This is a genomic window from Skermanella aerolata KACC 11604, from assembly GCF_000936425.1.
GTDB lineage: Bacteria > Pseudomonadota > Alphaproteobacteria > Azospirillales > Azospirillaceae > Skermanella > Skermanella aerolata.
Genome location: NZ_AVFK01000013.1, coordinates 72,101 through 90,800, shown reverse-complemented (window position 1 = coordinate 90,800; position 18,700 = coordinate 72,101). Strand labels below are relative to the sequence as shown.

Genomic DNA, 18,700 nt, shown 5'->3' with positions numbered 1-18,700 from the left:
CGTCAGGCGACTTTGGCGGCAGGGACCTTGCTTCTGGTGAAGCTGCGCCGGCCGTCGACTCCGACCGCCGCGTCTCCCGCGATGGTGACACGCCGCACCACGCGCGGCGCATCGCCATAGTCGTCGATCGCCCGGTGCTGCGTCGCCCTGTTGTCCCAGATCGCAACATCGCCGGCGGCCCAGCGCCAGCGCACCGTGTTCTCCGGCCGGATGATGTGCTCCTGGAAGATCGCCAGCAGGTGAGCGCTGTCGGTCGTGCCGTAGCCGATCACCTTCTGGGCGAAATGCCCCAGGATCAGGGCACGCTCGCCCGTTTCGGGATGGACATGGACCAGCGGATGCTCGGTTTCGTAGCGGGTCGAGGTGAAGACCTCGTTGTAGCGCCGCCTGCCCTCTTCCGAGACGGTGTGGCGATTGCCGACATAGTCGTAGACATTGGAGTGCAGCAGCCAGAGCGTCTCGGCGAACTCGCGCAGCCCCTCCGGCAGATCGTTATAAGCGGCGACCGTATTGGCCCACAGGGTATCGCCGCCCGCCTCCGGCACGACCACGCCGCGCAGGATCGAGATCTTGGGATAGTCGGCGACGAACGTCACGTCGGTATGCCACGAACTTGCCCGCTCGCCCCGGCTGCCGTCAATGTCCAGCACGTTGTCGGTGCCCTTCAGCGACGGGACCGTGGGGTGCGGCACCAGATCGCCGAACAACCGTCCGAAGGCCTCCTGTTCGGCCTCGTCCAGATGGCTCTGGTCCCGGAAGAAAATGACCTTATGCTTCAGCAAGGCTTGCTTGATCGCGTCGACGGCGGCCGACGGCAGGTCGGAGGCCAGCCGCACGCCCTGGATCTCGGCGCCGATGCGGCCCCCGATCGGACGGATGTCCAGAGCGGCGGTATTCGTGTTCGCGAGGATTTGTACGGTCATGATCGACTCTTCCTATGTTTTCTTCTGGGTTTTTCGCTTCGATTGCGAATGGTCAGGCGGCGAGGCGGCCTGGTAATGCTGGGTGACCGGCGCCAAGGCCGGTCAGCACGGTTTCGCGCAGGTGTGCGAAGGAGGTTGAAGCGCGGTCTTGGCCGCTGGCGGCATCGACCGGCAGGATTTCCGCGATTCGCCCCGGGCGGGGGTGCATGACGACGATCCTGTCCCCCAGGAAGATCGCCTCCTCGACGTCGTGGGTGACGAGAACGGCGGTGATCCCTTCGCTCCGCACGATCCGCCGGAGTTCGGCCTGGAGATAGGCCCTGGTCAGCGCGTCGAGCGCGCCGAACGGCTCGTCCAGCAGCAGGATGTCCGGCCGGTTGACCAGCGCGCGGGCAATGGCCACGCGCTGCGACATGCCGCCGGAAAGCTGGGCCGGATAGGCTCCCGCGAAAGCGCTCAGGCCGACCAGCTCAAGGTGCTCGCGGACCAGCTTCCGTTTCTCGGGCGCCGGCAGAGCGGATTTCAGCAGCCCAAGGGCGACGTTGTCCTCGACCCGCAACCAGGGGAACAGCCGATGTTCCTGGAAGACGATGGCCCGGTCCAGCGTCGGCCCGGCAAGCCTCCTGCCGTCCAGCAGGATTTCGCCGTCATAATCGCGGTCCAGCCCGACGATCAACCTCAACAGGGTGGACTTGCCGCAGCCGGAAGCGCCGACGACCGAGACGAACTCACCGGGAGCCACGGACAGGTCGATGCCGCTCAGCGCCTCGACGGTCCGGCCCGCAACCTCGAAACGTTTGAAGACGTTGCGGATTTCCAATGTTCCTTGATCGGGCATGGCGTAGGTCCTTCCCAGGTTCAGTATCGCTTCCAGCGGAGTGCGCTGGTTTCCATTAAGGCGGCGAGCTTGTTCAGGCCAAGACCGATGCCGCCGAGCAGCAGGACGCCCAGGATCACGAGGTCCATGTGAAAGTGTTCGCGCCCCTCGGTCATCAGTCCGCCGATGCCGGGGCCGATGGTCATGAAGTATTCGGCTCCGACCGTCGCCAGCCACGAGTAGATCAGGCCGAGTTGCAGGCCGACGAAGATCGACGGCAGGGCGGAAGGTATTTCCAGTCGGGTCAGCCGCTGCCAGCGGCTGAGGGCCAGGACATCAGCGACCTCCCCCAAGGTGCGGGGCACGCTACGGGCGCCGGCCCAGGTGTTCACCACGACAGGCGTGAAAGCGGCCAATGCGATGAACGCGATCTTGGCGGCCTCTCCGACGCCGAACCATACCGAGATCAGCGGTATCCAGGCGAATACGGCAATCTGCTTGGCGGCGTTGAAGGTAGGACCGACGAAGCGGTCCAGGGTCCGCGACAATCCCAGCGCCAGCCCGACCGGGATGCCCAGCGCGCTGCCGATGGCAAAGCCGCTGACGTCGCGTGCCAGACTGGAAGCGATATCCACCGCCAGCCTGCCGTCCGCCAGCTCGCTCCACCCCCGTCCGGCGACGGTCCCAAGCGACGGCAGCAGTCTGTCGTCGACCAGCCCGGACTGGCTGGCACCCTCCCACAGAAGGATCAGGACGGCCGGCAGGATCAGTCCGTTCCAGCGCCGCTTCGGCTCGGTCGTCGCGGCGGCCTCGCCGGCCGGCGGGATGATCGTTACGGCGCTCATGAGCCGGCCGCCTCCCACCTCTGAAGCCGCCGCTCGACCAGCCCCAGGCTCCAGTCGAGAAGGAAGCCGATGACCCCGACCACGATCATGGCCATGATGACGAGGTCGAGCTGGAAGAGCTGGCGGCCCCAGACCATCAGGTAGCCGAGACCTTCCGAGGAGGCCAGCAGCTCGACCGCGACCAAGGCCAGCCACGCGTTGGTCAACCCGTAGCGGATGCCGGTGAAGACCGTCGGGACCGAGGCCGGCGCCAGGATCCTGGTCAGCGTCTGCCAGCGCCCGAAGGTCAACACCTCGCCGACCTCGCGGTAGCTCCTGGGCACGTTCAGGATGCCCCTGCTGGTATTGATCGTCACCGGGATCAGTGCAGCCTTGGCGATGATGATCACCTTCAGCGCCTCGTCGATGCCGACCAGCAGCATCACCAGCGGTATCCAGCCGAGCGCCGGGACCTGGGCCAGCGCCAGGAACAGCGGTTCGACGAATTCCCGCACCCGCCGCGACAACCCCATCGCGATGCCGAGAAGCAGTCCGGCGCCGGCGCCGAGGGCGAACCCCTGAAGCACACGGAGCAGGCTGATCCGGGCATGGAAGGCCAGATCGCCGGTGTCGTAGAATTCCCGGAAGGTCGCGAGCACGAGCCTCGGGTCGGGCAGGATCTGGGCCGGGACGAGGTCGAACAGGCTGGCGACCTGCCAGACCAGGAAGAGTGAAGCTGGAAAGATCAGGGCTGCCGCAATGGTGCCCGCTCGCTTGGCGACCCCGGCACCGGCCCGCGCTCCGAAGCGCCTGCCGGACAGCCTGTACCGTTCCGCGACCGCTGCCTCGAAGGCGACGCGGTCCAGGTCAAGGTTCGTCATTATCGGGTTCCCTTGGTATCGGGTTCCATTCGTCATTGAACGGGAGACTTGTCCGCGAAGCCCTAGCGGCCGGCTACTTCGGCCACGCCATGGGCGTCGTAGCGCTTCCAGTAGCCTTCCAGGCCAAGCTCCTTGATCGCCCGGTCGACATATTTCGGCTCGAACCAATCGTCGATGCTCACCTCGCCCCGTAGCAGGCGGTACTGCTTGGCGCGTTCGGCCTGATCGCGATACGCCGAGATCAGGAAGTCGTCGATCAAGGGCGTGTTGCGAAGCTTCAGTGCCTGGCCTTCGTAATCGGCGCGGAAAGTCTCGGCCGGGATGCCCGATTTGGCCCAGGTCTCGAACACCGCGTCGCGGTTGCTCTCGTCCGATGCCCAGGCCGCCGCCTTGACCAGCACCTTGACGACGCGGGCGACGACCTCGGGATGCGCCTGCTCGAACTTCTCGGTGACGTGGACGTGCGAATGCCGGGTAAACGCGGGGTCGTCCCCCTTGGTCGAGTAGATCACCCGTGCGACGCCCTGCTTCTCGAGTCCCAGGTAGTCCGCCTGCCCGAAGGCGCCGTCGATGTCGCCGCTGGCCAACGCCGCCGTGGCGGTCGCGAAGTCCATGCTGATGAACCTGACGTCGCGTTCGGTCAGCCCATGCGCCGCCAATACCTTATCCGTCGCAAGCTGGAGGTTGGTGCCCCGGAACTGAGCGATCTTGCGGCCCTTCAAGTCCTCGATCCGTTCGATCCCGGAGTTCGGCAGGACGGCCAGATAGATGTTGGCGCGCAGGCCGTTCGCCGCGACGATCTTTGTCTTAAGCCCGTTGGAGCGACCGACGATGGCGGGCAGGTCCCCGTGGAGAGCGAAGTCGATCTGGTCGTTCGCCAGGGCCTCGTTCACCGCGGGACCGGCGCCCTTGAAGAACGACCAGTCGATCTTCACGCCGGGATCGTCCTTGAACTCGGCTTCGACCAGCCCCTGGGCGTGCGCGATGGCAGCGGAGTTGCCGCTGCCGAACTGCCGGTTGCCGACGCCTACCTGGGCGAACCCGAAACGAACGGTAATATCCTCGGCGAAGGCCGGCGTCAGCGTGGCGACCCCGACAAGCAGCGACGTCGCAGCGGCGACTGATAAACGTAGAATGGATTTCATCGATCTGGCCCTTCGGCAGCGCATGGACCGCCATTATGATGAAAAGCTATTCTGGGAAGCTCATCCCAGGAAAATATAATCGCTACCGCAGGCGCAGTAGCTTGAAACACTCAGAGACAGCAAAAAAAGCAGTTATAAAACATGTTATTACTGCCGATTTCAAACTTCCAGATCATCGAAAGGACCTCGCTATTTATTAACAAGCTTGGTTATGATGATCAAGTACTGAAGGAAGGTCAAATAGTCATTTTCACTTATTATTCTTGTCTTGGAAGGAAATTATTTTCCTTCATCCGGTCAAGAGAGATGAATTTTCACTCCTTCCAGGATGGCCTATCGCGTGCGGGGTCGCGGGGTTGGCGCTGGCAGGTCGATCAAACGTCGGTGCTCTTCAGCATGCCTTGGATCTTCACCATCAGGGCGGCGACGCTGAACGGCTTGCTGAGCAACTGGGTCCGCGGTCCAAGCGCCTCGTCACCCTGTGCGGCATTGGGGGCGTAGCCGGTCAGGAACAGCACGGGCAGGCCGGGCCGGGTCTCTCGGGCGATCTCGGCAAGCTGACGTCCGTTCATGCCGGGCAATCCGACATCGGTCGCCAGCAGATCGATCCGCACGTCGGTTGCCAGGACGGCGATAGCAGCTTCGGGGTCGGCCGTCTCGATCACCTTGTAGCCGCGCCCTTCCAGGCTTTCGACAAGCTGCAGGCGGACCAGCGCCTCATCCTCGACGACCAGGATCGTCCGATCGCCATGGGCGCGGACGGCTTCCGGCAGGACCGGTGCCGGTTCCTTCCGTTCGGGTCCATGATGACGGGGCAGGTAGAGTTTGACTGTCGTCCCTTTGCCTGCCTCCGAATAAAGGGCGGCATGTCCACCCGACTGACGGGCGAAGCCGTAGAGCTGGCTGAGCCCGAGGCCGGTGCCCTGCCCTATCGGCTTGGTCGTGAAGAAGGGTTCGAAGGCGTGCTCGATGACCTCGGGAGCCATGCCGGTTCCCGTGTCCGTTACGCACAGCACGACATACTGTCCGGCCTGCAAGCCGGCTTCGGCGGCGACGTAGCGGTCGTCGAGATGGCTGTTGGCCGTCTCGATCGTCAGGCGGCCACCTCCTGGCATGGCGTCGCGGGCGTTGATCGCAAGGTTGAGCAGCGCATTCTCTACCTGATTGGCATCCGCCCAGGTCTGCCACAACCCGCCGGCCAGGATGACCTTTATGTCGATCGCTTCGCCGACCGAACGCTGCACCAGTTCCTGCATGCCGCTGACCAGCGCGTTGAGGTTCAGGCTGGCCGGCGACAAGGGCTGACGCCTTGCGAAGGCCAGCAGCCGCCGGGTCAGGGTGGCGGCGCGCTCTCCCGCCTGCGACGCGGCGCGGACATGGCGCAGGGCGTCCTCCCGGTCGGCCACCCGGTCCTGAAGCGCCTCCAGGTTGCCCAGGATCGCTTGCAGCAGGTTGTTGAAGTCATGGGCGACGCCGCCGGTGAGCTGGCCCACGGCCTCCATCTTCTGGGCCTGCCGCAACGCCTCCTCGACGCGTTCGCGCTCGGCCATCGCGGTGCGCAGGTCGCGGGTCTGCTCCTCCACCCGGGCCTCCAGGCGGCTGGCGGCCTCCTCGATCTGGGACATATGGGACCGGGTCCGATACTGCCGGTCGCGCGCGCGCGCCGCCGCCCGCGCAGCACTCTTCAAGGTATCGGCATGAAGCGGCCGGTCCAGGATGGTGACGTTGCCGAGCCGGCTGAACAGGTCCCAGCGCGCGCGATGCCCCCGGCGGCTACCCTGTGCGGTCAGCAGGATGACCGGAAGGTCGGACCAGGACGGCTGCGTGTCCAGCCAGTCCGCAAGCCCGCCCAAGCCCTGCATCAGCGATGCCTCCGTCAGAAGCAGCGCCGTCGCGTCCCGCTCCAGCATCCGCCGTACGTCGACCAGGTCGGCACAGGCATGCGACGCTATGCCGATCGCGTCGAGCACCAGCCGGATGACGTCCGCGTCCCGTCCATCGGGAGCCAGGACCAGTATCGGCGCCGACACCGGAACCTCCGTCAGCCCGTCTCTCCCTCGCCTCGCAGCAGCGGATCGAGCGGCCCGCCGTAGCTGGGGACGCCGGTCAGCACGCCCTGAAACTCCAGGAGCTTCGGTCCGACCTTCATGCCGTCCGGGAACAGCCGGAATTCGCGGATCGCCAGTTCGTGGATGCCGGTGCGCTTCTTGACGACCGAGATCGCCTTGCGGACCTCGCCCCCGGCCTCGAAGAACCGGAGCAGCACGACCGCGTCGCTCATGAACGACAGGTCGACCGGGTTCTCGATGTCGCCGATGATGCCCTGCTGCGCCAGGATCAGGATCGTGGCTACTCCCTGATTGTTCAGATAGGTCAGCAGCTCGTGCATCTGCAGGATGAGGGCCGTCTCCTCCGGCATGGTGCTGAGATATGAGTTGAGGCTGTCGATCACGACGATGCGGGCATCGTTGTCCTCGACCTCGCGGCGGACCCGCCAGACGAACTCGCCGGGCGACAGGCGCGATGGATTGGCCCGATGCCACCCGAGCCTGCCGCTCTCCACCGCCTCCGCAAGGTCGAGCCCAAGCGCGGTGCTGCGCTGGGTCAGCGTGCCGAACGCCTCGTCGAACGAGAAGTACGATCCGTGTTCGCCGGCCCGGACGGCGGACATGACGTATTGCAGCGCCAGCGACGACTTGCCCGCTCCGGAAGGGCCGACCAGCATCGTCGTGGTCCCCCGCGTCAGGCCGCCGCCGAGCAGGTCGTCCAGCTCCGCAAGGCCGCTCGACAGGGTGGACGGCTCGAATTCCGACTGGTGCTCCTCGGCGATCAGGCTGGGGAAGACCAGCACGTTGCCTGCGGTGATCGCGAAATCGTGCCAGCCGCTCTGGTAGTCGGTGCCCCGCATCTTCACGACTCTCATCCGCCGTCTTGCCGCCCCGTAGGAGCGCTCGATCATCTCCAGCGATATGACGCCGTGCATCAGGCTGTGCAGTTCCCGAGCTCCCGCCTGGCTGGTCAGGTCGTCCAGGACAAGGGTCGTGCACTGGCGGCCCTGGACCGCCTGTTTCAGCGCCAGGATCTGACGGCGGTAGCGGAGCTGGTCCTGGGCGATCAGCCGCAATTCGGCCAGACTGTCGACCACCACGCGGTCAGGCTGGTCGGCGGCGATCCTGTCGGTGATCAGCCGCATCGTCTCGCCCAGCTCCACTTCGGACGGGTAGAGCACGCTCTGCTGCCGTTCCAGCTCCGCCTCGATCGGTATCAGGTCGAAGACGTCGATCCCGTCCAGCGACCAGCCATGGCTTGCGGCGGCCGCCGTCAGCTCGTCGGTCGATTCCGACAGCGTGATGTAGAGCCCGCGCTCGCCTCGGGCGACGCCTTCCAGAAGGAACTGAAGCGCGATCGTCGTCTTGCCGGCCCCCGGCACCCCTTCGAGCAGATGAAGGCGGTGACACGGCAAACCTCCCCTCAGGACAAGGTCCATTTCCGGGATACCGGTCATCAGCTTCTTCATCGGCACAGGTTCGGGCACGTGTCTCTTCCTCGGCAATCAGGCAACCATGCTGTTCCGGGGATATACAACGTTCGAGAGACATATTTGTTTACCGCCGGGGCGCCGATACGGCGGAGCGACCGCAATCTTTTATTAACCAGGGCTGCCTATGGTGGATCGACGATCCAGCGACTATGCACCCAGGACTATGACCGCTTCCCATCTCGCGTTCTATACGGCGCACGGAATCTCTCCGGTCCGCCAGGATATTTCCGACTGGGAACGGCACCAGCAGCGGCGATCCGCGCTTTACCGCCAGCTCGGCATCCTGCCGTCGTACCTCAAGGGCCGCTCCGTGCTCGAAGTCGGGCCGGGCAGCGGCCACAACGCGCTCTACACCGCCAGTCTCGACCCGGCGCGCTTCGTCCTGGTGGAAGGCAACACGACCGGCATCGGACATATCCGTGCCCTGTTCGCCGATCACCCCCGGATCGCCGTGCCGGAGATCGTCGGTTCGCGGATCGAGGACTTCCGGACAGCGGAGCCGTTCGACTTCGTCTTCTGCGAGGGTCTGCTGTCCGGCGTGCCCAACCCGGATGCCGTGCTCACCCGGCTGGCCGACTGCACGGCGGTCGGCGGGCTGCTGGTGGTGACCTGCGTCGACCATCTCTCCCATTTTCCGGAAACCCTACGCCGCCTGCTGGCGCAGCGGATCGTGGACCCGGCCGATCCGGTGGAGGTCCAGGCCGCCGCGATCCTTCCCATGGTCGAGCCGCATCTGGCGACATTGGGCGGCATGAACCGGCGGCGAGACGACTGGGTGATCGACAACCTGATCCATCCCGGCTCGATCATTCCCCTGATCAACCTGCCGGAAGCGATCAGCGTCCTGGCTTCCCGCTTCGACTTCATGGCGAGCGCTCCGCATTTCGTGACCGACTGGCGCTGGTACAAATCCATCACCGGCGCCGACCACGAATTCAACCTGCCAGCGATCGAGCAATACTGGCTGAATGCCCACAACCTGCTGGACCACCGCTTTACCCTGCCGCCCCGGCCGGTCGAAGCCAACCAGCGGCTCTACGACCTCTGCACCCGGGCGCGTGCCCTTGTCGAATCCTATGAGACGACCCGCCGCGACGGCTTCATCGCCGAATTCGTCGAAGTCCTGGACGACATCGTCGCCGATGTCCGCGAGTTCTCACACCCCACGGCCGAGGCGCTGGCCGAAGCGGCCGGTCTGGTCCGCGCCGCGCCGGATATCGGCGCCACGGCGGCAGCCGCCCGCTTCGGTGCCCTGTTCGGCCGGGGTCAGCAATATCTGAGCCTGTCCCGCCGCCGATAAGGCGGCCGGCACGGCACTTAGTAAAGGGAAAGACATTGACCAAGGTCCTGATCATCGGCGGCGGCTTCGCCGGCTGCATCTCCGCCGAGATGCTTCACGCCAAGGGTTACACCGACATCACCCTGGTCGAACGCGCGCCGGTGCTAGGCGGCGGCTGCCGCACCTACACCTATGGCGGCCATCCCTACACCCTCGGCCCGCGCCACTTCCTGACAAGGCGGGAAGAAGTGTTCGAGTTCCTGAACCGCTCCTGCCCGATGCGCCGCTACGACCAGGGGCACGAGTTCCTGACCTATATTGAGCGCGACCAGGCCTTCTACCATTTCCCGATCCACCGGGACGAGGTGGACGACATGCCCGACGCCGAGCAGATCCGCCGAGAACTGGCGGAAGCGCCGGGTGCCGAAGGTGCCCGCAACCTTGAGGAATACTGGGTCTTCTCGGTCGGCCCGACGCTCTACGACAAGTTCGTGGACGGCTATTCGCGCAAGATGTGGAACATCGAGAGCAACACCGAACTGACCGATTTCGGCTTCACCCCGAAGGGCGTCGCTCTCAAGACAGGTCCCAAGGCCGCCTGGACCGAGGCGATCTCCGGCTTCCCCCACGCGCTCGACGGCTACAACTCCTATTTCGAGATCGCGACGCGGCATGCCAAGGTCCACCTCGACACCACGATCGAGGACTACGACATCGCGAACTACCGGGTGAAGATCGCCGGTGAGTGGCACACCTACGACCTGATCATCAGCACGATCTCTCCGGAAATCATCCTGAAGGACGCTTATGGCCCGCTGCGCTGGGCCGGCCGCGACTTCCTTAAGTTGGTACTGCCGGTCGAGAAGATCCTGCCCGACGACATCTATTTCCTCTACTACGCCAACGCCGAGCCGTTCACCCGCGTCGTCGAGTACAAGAAGTTCTATCACTACGACAGCCCGACCTCCCTGATCGGCATCGAAGTGCCGTCCACCCGCAACAAGCTGTACCCGTATCCGACCAAGGCCGACCAGGCGCTGCACCGCCGCTACATCGAAGCCCTGCCGAAGAACGTCTTCTCGATCGGCCGCAACGGCAGCTACCGCTACCTCGACGTCGCCCTGACGATCGAGCAGTGCATGGACCTGTTCAAGGACCTGTGAGGCCGTCATGACCGCCGTCATCGAAGCAGTTCCCCAGAATGCCCAGGATGTAGTGGGTGAGGATGGCGAAGCCCTCGACGGCCTGCCGACGCCGCAGCCGGTCCCAGACCTGGAAACCTACCTGCGCGTCCGGCGCACCTGCCTGTCCCGCTCGCCCGAGCGGCTCCGCAACTATCTGGCCTATCAGGCATCCGGCCGCCGCAACGCTGAGCCTGCCTATCTGCCGATCCGGCTCGACTTCGAGAATGTCAGCCGGTGCAACTTCCGCTGCACGATGTGCACCGTCAGCGACTGGCACAAGGGCACCCGCGCCGCCGACATGCCGCTTCAGGCATTCAAGCGGCTGATCGACGAACAGACCGGACTGGTCGAGATCAAGGTCCAGGGACTGGGCGAACCGACCCTCCAGGGCGACGACTTCTTCGAGATGATCCGTTACGCCCGCGCCCGGCACATCTGGGTCCGGACCACGACCAACGCCTCGCTGCTGCACCTCAAGGACAACTACCGCAAGCTGATCGACAGCGGCGTCAACGAGGTCCAGATCTCCTGCGACGGCGCCGACCGGCAAACCTTCGAGAGCATCCGGCGCGGCTCGGTGTTCGACCAGGTCGTGAAGAACTGCAAGCTGATCAACGCCTACTGCGCCGAACGGAACGTCGAGCGGACCAAGATGTGGACGGTGGTCCAGCGAGGCAACCGTCATCAACTGCCCGAACTGGTCGATCTTGCCCATGAAATGGGCTTCCGCAGCATGGCCTTCTCCCTCAACCTCGTCGATTTCGGCCTGGACCGCTGGCGCACCGCCAACGATGCCGTCACCGTCGAGCGGGAATTCACCAGGGCCGAAGCGCTGTCCCTGCTGCACCGGGGCGAGCGGCTGGGCATCAAGGTCGCGTTCTGGAACGTCACCCGAAAATACGACACGGACAAGCCCGAGCACTTGTGCCCCTGGCCGTTCGAGCGCGCCTATGTCGCCTCCGACCTGCGCGTCGTGCCGTGCTGCATCATCGGCAACCCGGATGTCAGCGAGGTCGGCACGGCCGACGGCGACTTCAGCGCGGTCTGGACGGGCAACGCCCTGCGGGAGTTCCGTCAGGCCCATGTCGACGGCAAGGTTCCCGCTGTCTGCCGGTCCTGCTATGTCCAGCCCGGCGAAAGCCGATGATGACGGCCTGCCCCATCTGCGCGAGCGCGTCCGCCCAAGCCGTCTTCCACATCCCGGCCTATCCCGTCCGCCTCTTCGCTCCCGCCAGCGGATCGGCCGGGGACACCGCCCCTCTGACCCTGGTCCGGTGCGACGGCTGCGGCCATCTCTACAACCGGGACTTCTCCGACGCGTTGGCGGAGCGGATGTACGGCGACGTGCCGCTGACCAACGTCCCTGTCCACCCGTCCATGGTGAAGCGTCTCCAGGACGCCATAGCCTGGATCGATCCCGAGCACTATGCCGGCAAGCGGGTGGTGGAGATCGGCGGCGGCGCCGGTCACGTGGCGCGCCTGCTGTCCGCCAGCGCCGCCGGGGTGGTCGTGTTCGAGCCGTGCCGTGCCCTGACGCCGGACCATCTGCCCGAAGCCAACATCGCGCTGGTATCGGACATCTTCCGCGGCGCCGTGCCCGGCGGTCCGGCCGACCTGATGGTCTGCCGGCAGGTGATCGAGCATGTGGCCGATCCCTTCGCCTTGCTGTCCGCGATCCGCGAAGGACTGGTCCCCGGCGGCCACGCGTATCTAGAGGTCCCCGATGCCCGGTTCATCGACCGGGGCGCCGCCTTCGGCGACATCGTGCTCCAGCACGTCCAGTACTTCACGCCCGACACTTTCACGGCCTTGGCGCGCCGGGCCGGGCTGGAGCCGCTACGCACCCTGTCGATCAAGGACGGCCATGATTTCGGCGTGCTGTTCCGGGCGGTTGGACGGCCGGCGGAATGGCGGGCGCCGCAGTCCGGCACATCCCCTGCCGCCGACCTGTCGGTCCGCCTGACCGCCGCCGCCGACCGGGGCCGGGAACGGGTGGCAGCCGTCTCCGGTGCGATGGCGCTGTACGGGGCCACGGCCCAGGGCCAGTCGTTCCTGACCCGGTACGGAGCCGCGCGGCGGTTCGTCCGGGTTCTTGACGACAATTCCGCCCTGGAAGGACTGCACCTTGCCGGAGGCGGCCAGACGCCGCCGATCGTCAAGCCCGATGCGGCATCCCTGCGCGACGTCGATGCCGTGCTGATCTGCGCCTACCTGCATGACACCGCTATCGCCGGCCGGCTGCGCGGCCTGGGATTCCAGGGTGTCATCCTGTCGGCAAGACCCGATCTGCCGCAAGCCGACGACTGAGAGAAGGACTGAACGTTGCCTAAGCCCAAGCGCATCGCCATCTTCGCCGAAGATGACCATATGTATATCAACCAGACGCTCGGGCTGAAGCGCGGCTTCGAAGAACTCGGCGTTGAAGCCCATGTCGGCTGGCCGCACCTCAACGAACGGGCGCTCAGCTGCTTCGTCGACAATTACCAGCCGGACTTCGTCCTGGAGATCGACCGGTTCCCAAGCCAGATCCCCGGCTACAACCCTGCCGTACGGCACATCACCTGGATCCATAATCACGCCGTCCATGGCCGGCGGGTGCTGGAGGATGCCTGGGGCAGCCATGCCGTCTACACCGCCCTGCTGCTCAAGGTCTATGGCCATGAGGACTTCAACGGCGGCGACTACCGGTTCCTGCCCATGGCGACCGACCCGGAGATCTTCACCGATTCCGAGACGCCCGAGCTGTTCGACTTCGCTTTCGTCGGCCACATGTACGAACCGCTCAACGAGGGGACGCTCAGTATCGTCGCCGGCCACGACGACGGCCGGCCGGTCACCATGGGCGAACTGATCGACCGGTTCCTGGCCGCCGGTTTCCGCCACTCCAATGCCGACAACAACGAGATCTACGCCTTCCTGACCGACTTCTATCGGCAGTCCGATCCTAACTTCACGGTGGAGCAGTTGCCTGCCCCGCTGAAGACCTTCTTCGACGAGCGTCTGATCAGGCTGGTCGACCGGACGGAGGTGATCGACACCCTGCTGTCGATTTCCACGCAGATCGCCTTCTACGGCAATCCGGAATGGACGAAATGGCCGCAATACGCTCCCCATTACTTCGGCGCGATCAATCGCGGCCGCGAGCTGGCGCAGTTGTTCCGGTCGACGCGCGTCAACATCCATAACGGTCCCGTCACGATGCACAACCGGGTGCTCGACATCATGTGCTGCGGCAAGGCGGCCATGGTCAGCCGTTCGCGCTGGGACGGCGAAATCAGCAGCCTGAAATCCTACTTCACCCCCGGAGAGGACTACCTGTCATACGACAACGACGACTTGGCCGAAGTCGCCGAGCGAGCGTTGCGGGACGGGGACCTTCGCCGCCGGGTCGGAGCGAATGCGCGGCGGCGGATACTGGAAGGACATACCTGGCGCCATCGGGCCGCCTTCATCATCGACGATCTGGCACAGCGTTAGGCCGGGAGTGCATGGCGCTCCCCGGCACAGCGGCCCTTAAACGCAGTGCCGCCATCGGCACTTAGGAAATCAAGCGAGGTTCAATGGGCATCAGCGCGGTCATGGTACACTGGTTCGCCCGTCTGCATAAGAAGCGCGCCTTTGCCGATGCCAACTCCATCGTCGAGCTGGGACCTCAGGACGTCATGACGACGCCGGCAATCTTTCAGTCGGCCCTCGGCCCAATGACGGACAAGGCCGCCATGGCCGATCTGCTTGGCGAAATGTTCAAGGACGGCCGCCCGAAGCCCTGGGCTCAACAGGCTCTTTACCGGCATCTCGGATTGCAGGACTACAACTCGATCGATATGTTCGATCCGAGGGCGAATTGGCGTCTGGACCTGAACTATCCCTGCCGGCTGCCCCGCCGGTTCTCGGTTGTCACCAACTTCGGGTCGAGCGAACATATCTTCGATATCGCGCAGTCGTTCAGGACGGTTCATGACCTGCTGGAGCCGGGCGGTATCGCATTGTTCGTGCTGCCGGCCTTCGGCGATATCGATCACGGGTTCTGGAATGTCCATCCGACCGTGTATTTCGATGTGGCCCAGGAAAACGGATACTCCATCCTGGATTTCGTCTACATCGACAACTTCGGCGTTCGGTGCCGGCTGGCCGAGGAGCGGCCTGACGAGCCGTTCGGCTTTCGCGACCTGCCGATCAAGGTCGAAGATTGCATTCAGCCCAATCTTCCCCGCACCGTGACCCTGCAATACATCCAGAACCTCAACAACCCCGATACCGCCCGGCTGGGAATGGAATTCCCCTGCATCGTCTTCGACTACTGCTTCGTAGCGCTCCGGAAGCCCGGCGAGGGCGAGGAACAGGGTTTCGTATTCCCAACCCAGGGCAAGTATCGGGCAAGCTGAATCCCTTCGACCGCCCGGCCGTCATACCGCCGGTCAGCTTGAGGACAGCGACGCGCCGAGTTCCTCCAGCAGGTCGTGCCGGTCCGGCAACGAGCCGGCCTCAGCCGGGAAGAAGGCATCGAGAAGGCGGGGTTCGGCAAAGCAGACCGTGGGCTGGGTGAAACACTCCGACCGGAACTGTCCGGCCCACAGGGGATGGCCCCTCTTGACCAGAACGCCGTTGGGGACCGTGAATTCCTGACGGATCAGGCGCCCGCCAGCGCCGCCCTCGCCGCCAAGCCGTAGTTCCACGGTGCCCGCCGCCAGGAAGAGAGGGGCGAAGCCGGCTTCATACAGGAACCGGTTGGTGTCCCGGCCGTCATGGTTCCAGCCCGGGCATTGAAAGAAGAAGATCCCGTCATCGGCCAGAAGCTGATAGGACAGGGCAAGGTATTCGGTCAGCGCTCCGACGGAGAACTCGTTCAGATTGGCGTTGGAAGTGATGACATCGAACTTGCGGCCGCACCCGGCCAGATCGGGAATGCGCCACCAGGGATAATGCGAACAGATCTCCCGGTGGCACGCGCTCCCCGCCACGGTCAAAGTGTTCAGATGCTCATAGTCGTCGGATCGGAAATAGCCACCGCCGTGCCAGGACGAATCGCCCGATGACTGGCTGGGAACAGCGGCATATTCGCGGAAGTTGGATCCGAAGAGATGCGTGTCCAGCAGGCTTTGCAGCAGATAGAAGCTCTCGCAAGCTTCGACCGAACTATAGTTTTCCAGTCCTTCGTGCCTCGCGAAGAACAGGCTGGTATAGCCGCAGCCGGGACCGATTTCGAGGATACTCTTGAAGTCCGGCTTGAGCAGGGAGATCTTCTGGTAAATGGCCAAAGCTGACATTACGGTCGAAAATGGAACGACGACTTCCTGGGTATTCAAATATTTGAGCTGTAGAATGCAGATGTCCCGCAACGCCGCCATCAGCATTGAACGGCGAGCCGGTGTCAATCCCCCCAGTTCGCGCACATAGCTGTCGAACCGGTTCTCCTGCATCGTGTCGATCAACGGACGCAGGTCGGCGAAGGAATTCGCGCGGACAGGAAAACCTGCCTTCTCGAACACTTCGAGGGTATGCCGCTGCGCAATACGCCAGGTCGGAAGCTGTTGCTTGGCAATAGTTTCGGCCAGGCGGTATTGGGTTGGATCAAGCATTATCCGGTCCTTGTTGAAAGCCAGCCTTTGAGCAAGCTCAACGGCTGGAGCAATGCTCGGATACGCAAGCGGCATCTTATCGGGCTTTTGCTCTAGGTCATGGGAACACCTGTAATAGTTAAGATTTCCTTTAAGTTTGCTCCCCTCTATCGAACAGCCGAAAGATGAACATCTCGTTTAGGTTTGGTTAACCGTTCCGTCCTAAGCTCGTAGCCCTAGTGAAGATCCGCTGAATTACGGGAAGCGACGAGGACATGGGGAGAGTATCGCCCGCCGGCCCCACCGGCTCGATCGGAGTTTTTCAGACGGGCCGGACACCCCGTTCCACACACTGCTCCAGCAGAGCATGACCGTGAGCAACGACGGCGCAGGGGCCGCGACCTCCAAACTGGTCGGCATCGATGAGGCCGCCCGCCTTGCCGACAGCCACAAGGCGGCGGGACGGCGGGTCGTCCTGGCCCATGGCGTCTTCGACCTCCTCCATATCGGGCATCTGCGCCACCTGAAGCTTGCCCGCCGGGAAGGTGACGTACTGATCGTCTCGATCACCGCCGACCGGTTCGTCAACAAGGGACCGGGACGCCCGGTCTTTCCGGAACAGGTCCGGGCCGAGATGCTCGGCGCCCTGGATACCGTATCGCTCGTCGTGATCAGCGAGGCCCCGACCGCCGTCCCGATGATCGAATCGCTCCGGCCCGACGTCTACATCAAGGGCGCGGAATATGCCGAGGCGGAGCAGGACGTCACCGGCAAGATCGTTGACGAGAGACTGGCGGTGGAGCGCGGCGGCGGGCGGATCGTCTTCACCGACGATGTCGTCCACAGCTCGTCGGCGCTGATCAACCAGTTCATGGATATCCATGACCCGCCGCTCCAGGACTATCTCAACAGGCTACGCGGCACCCAGCGCCTGGGCGATGTCCTGGCGGCGCTCGACAAGGTGGCCGACTGCCGGGTCCTGCTGGTCGGCGACGCCATCCTGGACGAGTACGACTACGTCCAGCCCATGGGCAAGTCGCCCAAGGAAAACATGATCGCGACCCGCTTCACGGGCCGGGAGATCTTCGCCGGCGGCGTATTCGCCGCCGCCAACCACATTGCCTCCTTCTGCCGGGGCGTCGATGTCGTGACCTGTATCGGCGACGACGGCTACGAGGACTTCATCCGGTCCTCGCTCAAGCCGAACGTTACCCTGCACGCCGTCCGTCGGCCGGAAACGCCGACCACCCGCAAGAGCCGCTTCGTCGAACCGGCCTATGTCCGGAAGCTGTTCGAAGTCTACCATTTCGACGACGCGCCGCTGTCAGAATCCCTTCAGGCGGAAGTGGACGGCTTGGTGGCCCGCCTTGCTCCGGAACGGGATCTGGTCGTCGTCGCCGATTTCGGCCATGGCCTGATCTCGGCCTCGACCATCGAGACGTTCCAGCGCCACGCCCGCTTCCTGGCGGTCAACGCCCAGAGCAACAGCGCCAACCAGGGCTTCAACCTCGTCACCAAATACGGCCGCGCCGACTACATCTGCGTCGACCGGCCCGAAGTCCAGCTCGCCATGGCGGACCGGTGGAGCCCCCTGGACCAGCTCATGCGCCGGCTGTCCGAACGCGTCGCATGCGGCAGGATCATGGTTACGACGGGCAGGGACGGCTGCATCAGCTTCGACCGCGAGACCGGCTTCAATCAGATCCCCGCCTTTACCCGCTCGGTGGTCGACACCGTCGGCGCCGGCGATGCCTTCCTGTCGGTGACGTCGCCCCTGGTCGCGCGCGGCGTCCCGCTGGACGTCGTCGGCTTCGTCGGCAATGCGGCCGGCGCCATGAAAGTGGGGATCGTCGGTCACCGCCAAGCCATCGACAAGGTGCGCCTGATCAAATATGTCACCGCTCTGCTGAAGTGAGACCCGGGATGCAAGACCAGTTCGACCGCTATCTGAAGACCCTGGGCTCGACGCTGGAGGATGTCGTTGCGACCGACGGTGCTGGAAACCCGCTCGCCACGGGAAAGGCGATAGCCTCCACGGCCCTTGCGGCGCGGCGCATCCACGACGCCGGCGGCAAGGCGATGTTCATCGGCAACGGCGGCAGCGCCGCCATCGCAAGCCATATGGCGATCGACTTCAGCAAGAATGGCCGCGTCCGGGCGCTGGCCTTCAACGACGGGGCCGCCCTGACCTGCCTCGGCAACGACCACGACTTTTCCGAGGTGTTCTCCCGTCAGATCGGCTTCCATGCCCAGCCGGGCGACCTGCTGTTCGCCATCAGCAGTTCGGGCCGCTCTGCCGATATCGTCAAGGCGGTAGCCACCGCCCGTGACATCGGATGTCATATAGTGACGCTTTCGGGTTTTACCCCGGACAACCCGCTTCGCCTGCTCGGCGACATCAACCTGTTCGCCCCGTCCGACGCCTATGGCTTCGTCGAGATCAGCCATCTCGTTCTTTGTCATGCCGTCGTCGATCACCTCTCGGGTGCGACGGAGGAACTGATCGCCGGCCATCCCGCCGTGTCCGCCCTGGCGCACGTGACATGAT

Annotated in this window: 16 protein-coding genes; 8 read left to right on the top strand and 8 right to left on the bottom strand. The window is 64.4% G+C overall.

All coding sequences use genetic code 11. The features are described 5' to 3' along the window. Nucleotides 1–2: 2 nt before the first annotated feature. The 7 genes from N826_RS17070 to N826_RS17040 all read right to left on the bottom strand — a co-directional run bounded on the left by N826_RS17070 (nt 3) and on the right by N826_RS17040 (nt 8,125). Complete coding sequence (locus tag N826_RS17070) at nt 3–923, bottom strand: TauD/TfdA dioxygenase family protein (protein ID WP_044430786.1); 921 nt, start codon at nt 921–923, stop codon at nt 3–5. 52 nt (nt 924–975) lie between these two features. Then, entirely contained in the window at nt 976–1,761 is a 786-nt protein-coding gene (locus N826_RS17065) for an ABC transporter ATP-binding protein (protein ID WP_044430784.1), read from the bottom strand. A gap of 20 nt (nt 1,762–1,781) precedes the next feature. Then, entirely contained in the window at nt 1,782–2,585 is an 804-nt protein-coding gene (locus N826_RS17060; protein WP_084720835.1) for an ABC transporter permease, read from the bottom strand. Further along, entirely contained in the window at nt 2,582–3,445 is an 864-nt protein-coding gene (locus N826_RS17055; RefSeq protein ID WP_052831472.1) for an ABC transporter permease, read from the bottom strand. The genes N826_RS17060 and N826_RS17055 overlap by 4 nt, the downstream gene beginning before the upstream one ends. Nucleotides 3,446–3,507: 62 nt before the next feature. Continuing rightward, nucleotides 3,508–4,590, bottom strand: a complete 1,083-nt coding sequence (locus N826_RS17050) for an ABC transporter substrate-binding protein (protein ID WP_044430783.1) — start codon at nt 4,588–4,590, stop codon at nt 3,508–3,510. A gap of 374 nt (nt 4,591–4,964) precedes the next feature. Then, complete coding sequence (locus N826_RS45730) at nt 4,965–6,620, bottom strand: response regulator (protein WP_052831470.1); 1,656 nt, start codon at nt 6,618–6,620, stop codon at nt 4,965–4,967. An 11-nt stretch (nt 6,621–6,631) separates the two neighbouring features. Beyond that, nucleotides 6,632–8,125 (bottom strand): ATPase domain-containing protein, encoded by a 1,494-nt coding sequence (locus tag N826_RS17040; RefSeq protein WP_244619476.1) that lies wholly within the window; start codon nt 8,123–8,125, stop codon nt 6,632–6,634. A 169-nt stretch (nt 8,126–8,294) separates the two neighbouring features. Between N826_RS17040 and N826_RS17035 the strand changes: the two genes are divergently transcribed. From N826_RS17035 to N826_RS17010, 6 genes are all read left to right on the top strand, one after another. Further along, a complete protein-coding gene (locus tag N826_RS17035) occupies nt 8,295–9,431 on the top strand; it encodes a class I SAM-dependent methyltransferase (RefSeq protein WP_044430779.1) in 1,137 nt (378 codons plus the stop codon). Nucleotides 9,432–9,466: 35 nt separating this feature from the next. Further along, the gene (locus N826_RS17030) at nt 9,467–10,573 is read left to right on the top strand and encodes a UDP-galactopyranose mutase (protein ID WP_044430778.1); all 1,107 of its coding nucleotides are present in this window, start codon (nt 9,467–9,469) and stop codon (nt 10,571–10,573) included. A 7-nt stretch (nt 10,574–10,580) separates the two neighbouring features. Then, the gene (locus tag N826_RS17025) at nt 10,581–11,741 is read left to right on the top strand and encodes a radical SAM protein (RefSeq protein WP_044430777.1); all 1,161 of its coding nucleotides are present in this window, start codon (nt 10,581–10,583) and stop codon (nt 11,739–11,741) included. Continuing rightward, complete coding sequence (locus N826_RS17020; RefSeq protein WP_044430776.1) at nt 11,738–12,901, top strand: class I SAM-dependent methyltransferase; 1,164 nt, start codon at nt 11,738–11,740, stop codon at nt 12,899–12,901. The genes N826_RS17025 and N826_RS17020 overlap by 4 nt, the downstream gene beginning before the upstream one ends. A 15-nt stretch (nt 12,902–12,916) precedes the next feature. Beyond that, nucleotides 12,917–14,071 carry a glycosyltransferase family protein gene (locus N826_RS17015; protein ID WP_044430775.1) on the top strand — a complete coding sequence of 385 codons (1,155 nt, stop codon included), beginning with the start codon at nt 12,917–12,919 and terminating at the stop codon, nt 14,069–14,071. 83 nt (nt 14,072–14,154) lie between these two features. Then, nucleotides 14,155–14,979 carry a class I SAM-dependent methyltransferase gene (locus tag N826_RS17010; RefSeq protein WP_044430774.1) on the top strand — a complete coding sequence of 275 codons (825 nt, stop codon included), beginning with the start codon at nt 14,155–14,157 and terminating at the stop codon, nt 14,977–14,979. Between the two features lie 33 nt (nt 14,980–15,012). On the opposite strand, the gene N826_RS17005 is transcribed toward N826_RS17010, so the two are convergent. After that, nucleotides 15,013–16,173, bottom strand: coding sequence for a class I SAM-dependent methyltransferase (locus N826_RS17005; RefSeq protein WP_169789364.1), 1,161 nt, complete (start codon nt 16,171–16,173; stop codon nt 15,013–15,015). 346 nt (nt 16,174–16,519) lie between these two features. On the opposite strand from N826_RS17005, the gene N826_RS17000 reads away from it, so the two are divergent. Together N826_RS17000 and N826_RS16995 are read left to right on the top strand one after the other, a co-directional pair. Continuing rightward, nucleotides 16,520–18,067 (top strand): PfkB family carbohydrate kinase, encoded by a 1,548-nt coding sequence (locus N826_RS17000; RefSeq protein WP_044430771.1) that lies wholly within the window; start codon nt 16,520–16,522, stop codon nt 18,065–18,067. Between the two features lie 8 nt (nt 18,068–18,075). Beyond that, nucleotides 18,076–18,699 (top strand): SIS domain-containing protein, encoded by a 624-nt coding sequence (locus N826_RS16995; protein WP_063772265.1) that lies wholly within the window; start codon nt 18,076–18,078, stop codon nt 18,697–18,699. The last annotated feature ends 1 nt before the right edge of the window (nt 18,700 follow it).